5 protein-coding genes are annotated in these 7,726 nt (G+C 72.9%); 4 read left to right on the forward strand and 1 reads right to left on the reverse strand.

What is annotated here, in order from left to right; all coding sequences use genetic code 11:
* The first annotated feature begins 274 nt into the window (after positions 1-274).
* From hutU to hutI, 4 genes are all read left to right on the forward strand, one after another.
* Positions 275-1,948, forward strand: a complete 1,674-nt coding sequence (gene hutU / locus ACWD68_RS32375) for a urocanate hydratase (RefSeq protein ID WP_451810009.1) — start codon at positions 275-277, stop codon at positions 1,946-1,948.
* Positions 1,945-3,168 (forward strand): allantoate amidohydrolase, encoded by a 1,224-nt coding sequence (locus ACWD68_RS32380; RefSeq protein ID WP_451810010.1) that lies wholly within the window; start codon positions 1,945-1,947, stop codon positions 3,166-3,168. The genes hutU and ACWD68_RS32380 overlap by 4 nt, the downstream gene beginning before the upstream one ends.
* Positions 3,165-4,523, forward strand: a complete 1,359-nt coding sequence (locus ACWD68_RS32385; protein WP_451810011.1) for a formimidoylglutamate deiminase — start codon at positions 3,165-3,167, stop codon at positions 4,521-4,523. Before ACWD68_RS32380 ends, ACWD68_RS32385 begins: the two co-directional genes overlap by 4 nt.
* Positions 4,524-4,594: 71 nt before the next feature.
* Complete coding sequence (gene hutI, locus ACWD68_RS32390) at positions 4,595-5,770, forward strand: imidazolonepropionase (RefSeq protein ID WP_451810012.1); 1,176 nt, start codon at positions 4,595-4,597, stop codon at positions 5,768-5,770.
* A 97-nt stretch (positions 5,771-5,867) separates the two neighbouring features.
* Here the strand turns inward: hutI and ACWD68_RS32395 are convergent, their stop codons facing one another.
* Positions 5,868-7,454 carry a ricin-type beta-trefoil lectin domain protein gene (locus ACWD68_RS32395; RefSeq protein ID WP_451810013.1) on the reverse strand — a complete coding sequence of 529 codons (1,587 nt, stop codon included), beginning with the start codon at positions 7,452-7,454 and terminating at the stop codon, positions 5,868-5,870.
* Between the last annotated feature and the right edge of the window lie 272 nt (positions 7,455-7,726).

Genomic DNA, 7,726 nt, shown 5'->3' on the forward strand with positions numbered 1-7,726 from the left:
ACGCCGTCGCTCGCCGTCGTCCTGCCCCCGTCCGTCGCCCCGTCCCTCTGTGCCGTCGAGTCGCCCGAAGGCGCCCCCGAAGCCCCTGCCGAAGACATCGCAGCCCCGCTCGCCCCGTCGCCCGCCGGATCCCCTGCCCTGTCCATGTCTGCGCCCATACATCCCAGCCAAACATCCGTGAGGAGCGCGCGCGGGGCCGTGCATCTATTGACTAGCTCTATTCAAAGAGTCAGGATGTGAATATCTACAGCAACAGTTCGCTAGGAGGCAGACCATGTCAGGACCCCGCCCCGTCCGAGCGCCCCGCGGTACGGAACTGAGTGCCCTGGGATGGCAGCAGGAAGCCGCCCTGCGGATGCTGCAGAACAACCTCGACCCCGAGGTCGCCGAGCACCCCGACAAGCTCGTCGTCTACGGCGGCACCGGCAAGGCCGCCCGCGACTGGCGCTCCTTCGACGCCATGGTCCGTACGCTCCGGACGCTGAAGCAGGACGAGACGATGCTCGTCCAGTCCGGCCGCCCCGTAGGCGTCATGCAGACCCACGAGTGGGCCCCGCGCGTCCTCATCGCCAACTCCAACCTGGTCGGCGACTGGGCGAACTGGGAGGAGTTCAGGCGCCTCGAGGCTCTCGGCCTCACCATGTACGGCCAGATGACCGCCGGTTCCTGGATCTACATCGGTACCCAGGGCATCCTCCAGGGCACCTACGAGACGTTCTCCGCCGTCGCCGCGAAGAAGTTCGGCGGCACCCTCGCCGGCACCATCACGCTGACCGCCGGACTCGGCGGCATGGGCGGCGCCCAGCCGCTCGCCGTGACGATGAACGACGGCGTCGCGATCTGTATCGACGTCGACCCGCGCGCCATCGAGCGCCGCATCGAGCACCGCTACCTCGACGTGAAGGCCGACTCCCTGGAGCACGCCCTCCAGCTCGCCGTCGAGGCCCGCGACCAGCGCAAGCCGCTCTCCATCGGCCTGCTGGGCAACGCCGCCGAGCTGCTGCCCCGGATACTCGCCGAGGGCGCGCCCATCGACATCGTGACCGACCAGACCTCGGCCCACGACCCGCTCGCCTACCTCCCCGTCGGCGTCGACTTCGACGACATGGCCGACGCGGCCGCCAAGGACCCGGCGGGCTTCACCACCCGCGCCCGCGAGTCCATGGCCCGCCACGTCGAGGCGATGGTCGGCTTCATGGACGCCGGCGCCGAGGTCTTCGACTACGGCAACTCCATCCGCGGAGAGGCCCGGCTCGCCGGGTACGACCGCGCCTTCGCCTTCCCCGGCTTCGTCCCCGCCTACATCCGCCCGCTCTTCTCCGAGGGCAAGGGCCCCTTCCGCTGGGCGGCCCTGTCCGGCGAGGCCTCCGACATCCACAAGACGGACAAGGCGATCCTCGACCTCTTCCCGGAGAACGAGTCGCTGCACCGCTGGATCAAGCTGGCCGGCGAGCGCGTCCACTTCCAGGGCCTGCCCGCCCGTATCTGCTGGCTCGGCTACGGCGAGCGCGACAAGGCCGGCGAGCGCTTCAACGACATGGTGGCGTCCGGCGAACTCGCCGCCCCCCTCGCCATCGGCCGCGACCACCTCGACTGCGGCTCCGTCGCCTCCCCGTACCGCGAGACCGAGGCCATGCTCGACGGCTCCGACGCGATCGCCGACTGGCCGCTGCTGAACGCCATGGTGAACGTCGCCTCCGGTGCCTCCTGGGTCTCCATCCACCACGGCGGCGGCGTCGGCATGGGCCGCTCCATCCACGCGGGCCAGGTCTCCGTCGCCGACGGCACCAAGCTCGCCGGCGAGAAGATCCGCCGCGTGCTGACGAACGACCCCGGCATGGGCGTCATCCGCCATGTCGACGCCGGCTACGACATCGCCGAGTCCGTCGCGGACGAGCGCGGTGTGCGCATTCCGATGCGCGAAGGCGACGAGGGCGGCACCGCGTGACCTTCCACAGCATGTGGGCGGAGCTGCTGCCGATCGGCCGCAGTTCCGCCTCCGGCGGCTACCGCCGCTTCGCCTGGACCGGGGCCGACACCGAGTGCCGCGCCTGGTTCCGGCAGCAGGCCGAGTCCCGCGGGCTCACCCACGAGCTCGACCGCAACGGCAACCAGTGGGCCTGGCTCGGCGACCCCGCCGCCGGGGACGCCGTGGTCACCGGGTCGCACCTGGACTCCGTGCCCGACGGCGGCGCCTTCGACGGACCCCTCGGCGTCGTCTCCTCCTTCGCGGCGCTCGATGAACTCCGCGCCCGTGGAGTGCAGTTCACCAAGCCCCTCGCCATCGTCAACTTCGGCGACGAGGAGGGCGCCCGGTTCGGGCTCGCCTGCGTCGGCTCCCGGCTGGCCGCCGGGCAGCTCACCGTCGAGCAGGCGCACCGGCTGACCGACGCCGACGGCATCACCCTGCCGCAGGCCATGGAGCGCGCCGGACACGACCCCGGCACCATCGGCCCCGACCCCGAGCGGCTCGGCCGGATCGGCGCCTTCGTCGAGCTGCACGTCGAGCAGGGCCGCGCCCTCGACCTCAGCGGCGACCAGGTCGGCATCGCCAGCGCCATCTGGCCGCACGGCCGCTGGCGCTTCGATTTCCGGGGCGAGGCCAACCACGCGGGCACGACCCGGCTCGTGGACCGCCACGACCCGATGCTGCCGTACGCCGAGACCGTCCTCGCCGCCCGCCGCGAGGCCCGGCTCGCGGGCGCCGTCGCCACGTTCGGCAAGATCGCGGTCGAGCCGAACGGGGTGAACGCCATCCCCTCCCTCGTCCGCGGCTGGCTCGACTCCCGCGCCGCCGACCAGGCGACCCTCGACACGGTCGTCACCGGTGTCGAGAAGGCGGCGCGCGAGTACGCGGACGCCCAGGGCGTCGAACTCGACGTGATCCGCGAGTCGTTCACCCCCGTCGTCGAGTTCGAGCACGCCCTGCGCGACGAACTCGCCCGCATCCTGGGCAAGGAGCGGGACGCCGTGCTGAGCGTCCCCGTTCTCGGGACGGGCGCCGGACACGACGCCGGAATCCTCTCCGGCACCGTCCCGACCGCCATGCTGTTCGTACGCAACCCCACGGGTGTCTCGCACTCCCCGGCCGAGTTCGCCGCCGAGGACGACTGCGTGGCCGGGGTGACCGCACTCGCCGACGTACTCGAAGGGCTGGCCTGCAGGTGACGCAGACGTACTGGCTGGAACACGCCTGGCTCGACACCCATGTCGAGCCGGGCGTCGCCGTGACCGTGTCGACCGGCGGCTCCGGAGCCGGTGCGGACGGCCGCGTCACCGATGTCCGCATCGGCGTCGACACCCCGCCGCCGGGCGCCGAGATCCTCCGCGGACTCACCCTCCCCGGGCTCGCCAACGCCCACTCGCACGCCTTCCACCGCGCGCTGCGCGGCACCGTCCAGGTCGGCTCCGGCACTTTCTGGACCTGGCGCGAGATCATGTACTCCTTCGCCGACCGGCTGACCCCGGAGACCTATCACGCGCTCGCCCGAGCGGTGTACGCGGAGATGGCGCTCGCCGGAGTCACCGCCGTCGGCGAGTTCCACTACGTGCACCACTCCCACGACGGCACCCCGTACGCCGACCCCAACGCCATGGGCGAGGCACTCATCGCCGCGGCCGCCGAGGCCGGGATCCGCATCACCCTGCTCGACACGGCCTACCTCTCCTCCGGCTTCGGGCAGCCGCCCAACCCGCACCAGCTGCGCTTCTCCGACGGCACCGCCGACGCCTGGGCGGAACGCTCTTCACTTCTCAAGGACCGGGATCACGCGCGGATCGGTGCGGCGATCCACTCCGTGCGGGCCGTGCCCGCCGGACAGCTCGCCACCGTGGCGCGCTGGGCCGAGGAGCGGCGCGCCCCGCTCCATGTGCACCTGTCCGAGCAGACGGCGGAGAACGAGGCATGCAAGGCCACCCACGGCCGCACGCCCACCCGGCTGCTCGCCGACCACGGTGTCCTCGGCCCGCGCACCACCGGCGTCCACAACACGCACCTCACGGACGAGGACATCGCCCTGATCGGCGGCTCCGGCACCGGCACCTGCATGTGCCCGACCACCGAACGCGATCTCGCCGACGGCATCGGCCCCGCCGTCGCCCTCCAGCGCGCGGGCTCGCCCCTCTCGCTCGGCTCCGACAGCCACGCCGTCATCGACCTGCTCGAAGAGGCCCGCGCGATGGAGCTGAACGAGCGGCTTCGAACCCGCACCCGCGGTCACTGGACGGCCGCCTCCCTGCTGCGCGCCGCCTCCGCCGACGGTCACGCGGCCCTCGGCTGGGACGACGCGGGCAGCATCGAGACGGGCGCGCTCGCCGACTTCACGACGATCGCCCTCGACTCGGTCAGAACGGCGGGACCGGTGCCACGCCTCGGCGCCGAGACGGCCGTATTCGCGGCCACGGCCGCCGATGTCCGGCACACGGTCGTGGCGGGCCGGCATGTCGTACGCGACGGCGCGCACACCCTCGTACCGGATGTGCCGGCAGCTCTCGCGGACGCCGTCGAAGCCCTGCGCGCCTGACACCCGCACGCGGGCGGGGCCCTACGCGCCCGACGCCCCCCACCAGCAGTCCCGCCACCCCTGAGGACGCCATGAGCAGCACGACCGTCATCACCAACATCGCCAGTCTGGTCACCAACGATCCCTCCCTCGGCGACGGCTCCCCGCTCGGTCTGATCCAGGACGCGGCCGTCGTCATCGAAGGCGACCGCATCGCGTGGACCGGTGAATCAAGCAAAGCACCCGCCACTGACAACCGGGTCGATGCCGGTGGCCGCGCGGTGATCCCGGGCTTCGTCGACTCCCACTCGCACCTGGTCTTCGCCGGTGACCGCACCCAGGAGTTCAACGCCCGGATGTCGGGCCGCGCGTACAGCGCGGGCGGTATCCGCACCACCGTCGCCGCCACCCGTGCCGCCTCCGACGAGGAGCTGGAGCGCAACCTCACGCGCTACCTCCGCGAGGCGCTCCGCCAGGGCACCACGACCTTCGAGACCAAGTCGGGCTACGGCCTGACCGTCGAGGACGAGGCGCGCGCGCTGCGTATCGCCGCGTCGCACACCGACGAGGTCACCTACCTCGGCGCGCACATCGTCTCGCCGGACTACGCCGACGACCCGGCCGGCTATGTCGCCCTGGTGACCGGCGAGATGCTCGACGCCTGTGCCCCGTACGCCCGTTGGGTGGACGTCTTCTGCGAGAAGGGCGCCTTCGACGGCGACCAGGCGCGGGCGATCCTCACGGCGGGCAAGGCGAAGGGCCTGCACCCGCGTGTGCACGCCAACCAGCTCTCCTACGGTCCCGGAGTCCAGCTCGCCGTCGAGCTGGACGCGGCGAGCGCCGACCACTGCACGCACCTGACGGACGCGGACGTCGACGCCCTCGCGAGCGGCGAGACCGTGGCGACCCTGCTCCCCGGCGCCGAGTTCTCCACCCGCGCCGAGTGGCCGAACGCCCGCAGGCTGATCGACGCGGGCGTCACGGTCGCGCTGTCCACCGACTGCAATCCCGGCTCGTCCTTCACCTCGTCCGTGCCCTTCTGCGTCGCGCTCGCCGTACGGGACATGCGGATGACCCCGGACGAGGCCCTCTGGTCGGCGACGGCGGGCGGTGCGAAGGCGCTGCGCCGGGACGACGTCGGCCGGCTCGCGCCGGGCGCGTACGCGGACCTGGCGCTGCTGGACGCTCCCAGCCATGTCCACCTCGCCTACCGTCCGGGCGTCCCGCTGGTCACCGGCGTCTGGCGGCGCGGCGTCCGCGAGGTCTGAGGGGCGAAGCTCCGAACGTCGAGCTCTGAGCGTCGAGGTCCGACACTCGGAGATCTGAAGGGGCGCGGTCCGAGGTCTGAGGGGCGAGGGGCGTCCGTCAGGTGGCGCCCGCGCGCCACCGCTGCCCCGTGCCGCCGTTCAGCGGCACCAGCGACAGCCCGCCGTCACCGTCCGGCGTGACCGCTGTCTCGATGGCCACGGCCGGGCGGATGACGCCGTCGCCGTCGACGGTGAACCGCAGGTTGTCGCCGTGGTCGCCGTGGAGCGACGAGCACACCCAGATGCCCACGCCCTTGTCGACGGAGCCGCGGCTGTCCAGACAGAAGTCGTCGTCGGCGGCCGACCGGAGCGCACCGAGGTCGGCGTCGACGCGCCAGCGCTGGGTGGAGGAGGAGGTGCAGGGCGCCGTGACGACGTCCGTGCCCTTCTCCGGATCACCGTCCCGGATGTCCAGGCACAGGCCCGAGGCGACGTTCACCACCTGGGCGTAGCCGCTGCCCGGAGGCCGGAACGTGACGGTCGGGGTCGGCTTCGGACTCGACGGCTTCGGCGGCTTCGGTGACTTCGAACGGTGGGCCGGGGAGGGCGACGCGGAGGTTGCCGAGGGTGAGGGCGCGGTGGCCGACGGGGTGACCGGGACCGTCGCCGTCACCGTCACCGGGGGCCGGCCCGACGGTGTGGAGACCGAGCCCGCCGTGCCCGTGGAGGGCGCGCCGGTCGTGGAGAGCAGGAAGAACAGGACCGGCGCCAGGGCCACGCCGAGCGCCGCGGCCGAGGTCAGGACGAACCGGCGGGACGGGGGCCAGGGCAGCACCGACGCCCTGTGTCCGGCGGGGGGTACGGGCGGGGCGGGCCGTGTCCCGGACGCGTCGTCCATGGCATACGCGGCGTACGCCGTACCGGCCCAGGGCAGCAGGCCCTCGGCCAGGGCGGAGCGGGGGTGGTCGCGCAGGGCGGACAGTTCCCCGTACGCGGTCGAGCAGTGCCCGCAGTGCGCCATGTGGGCGTGCAGGTCCTTGCTGGAGCGGGGGTTGTCGGGCCGCACCGACTCCTCGATCAGCCGGCGGAAGTCTCCGCAGCGCGGATCGTCGGAGGCGGCCAGCCGGGACTTCAGACAGGCCTGGCCCAGCGCCTGGAGCGCCTGGTCCGTGCCGTAGGTGATGTCGCTGGGGGCGAGACCGAGCAGGAGCGCCGTGCGCTCCGCGGGCTCGCGCTCCACGACGGCGTACCAGATGAGGCCCTGGGCCCGGGCCGGGAGGGACTGGAAGGCGGGGAGCAGGGACGGGACGGGACCGTCGGGGCCCGCCGTGCTGAGGACGAGGAGCAGGCCGGGGTCCAGCCCCGCGGCGCGCTGGTCCCGGGCCCACGAGGCGGCCACCCGCCCGGCCAGCAGCAGGAGTTGGTGCCGCCAGGGGACGCTCGGGTCGATGCCGCGCGCCGTCTCGCGGGCCGCGAGGGTGAAGGTCTGCGCGGCGAGCTGTCCGGCTCCGGACTCACCGGTGGTGCACAGCCGCGCGTAGGCGAGGACCGAGGCGCGGTGGCGTGCGCGGAGTTCCTGGAGGGCGGCGTACGCGGTCGAGGTGGATCCGCGCAGCAGCTCGGTCAGCCGTGTGTCGGACGCGTCCGTGGGCAGTCCGCTGCCCTCGGCCGCGTCGCCTCTGTCGGCCGGGTCGCCCTGCGCCATGTTCGTCCGCCTCCTTGCACGTGGTACTCCACTCGCCCCGTCCTGACGTACCAGCCAGTTTGGGGTGCCCATAGTGGCGGGGATGGCCCTTCGGGGAAAGAGTTGAAGGGTGGAATTTCGCGGACCGGCGCCGAACTTCCCACGCGGCGCCGAAGTCGCCTGTGCGACGCAGGCGTTCTGCGCGGACGGCGCGGACGGGCGCGTGCGGCCGGAGGGGAGACCGGGGCCTTGCCGAAGCGCCGCTCAGCCCGGCATCCGCGCAGTGGGTCGCG

This window comes from Streptomyces sp. NPDC005141 (genome assembly GCF_053599975.1).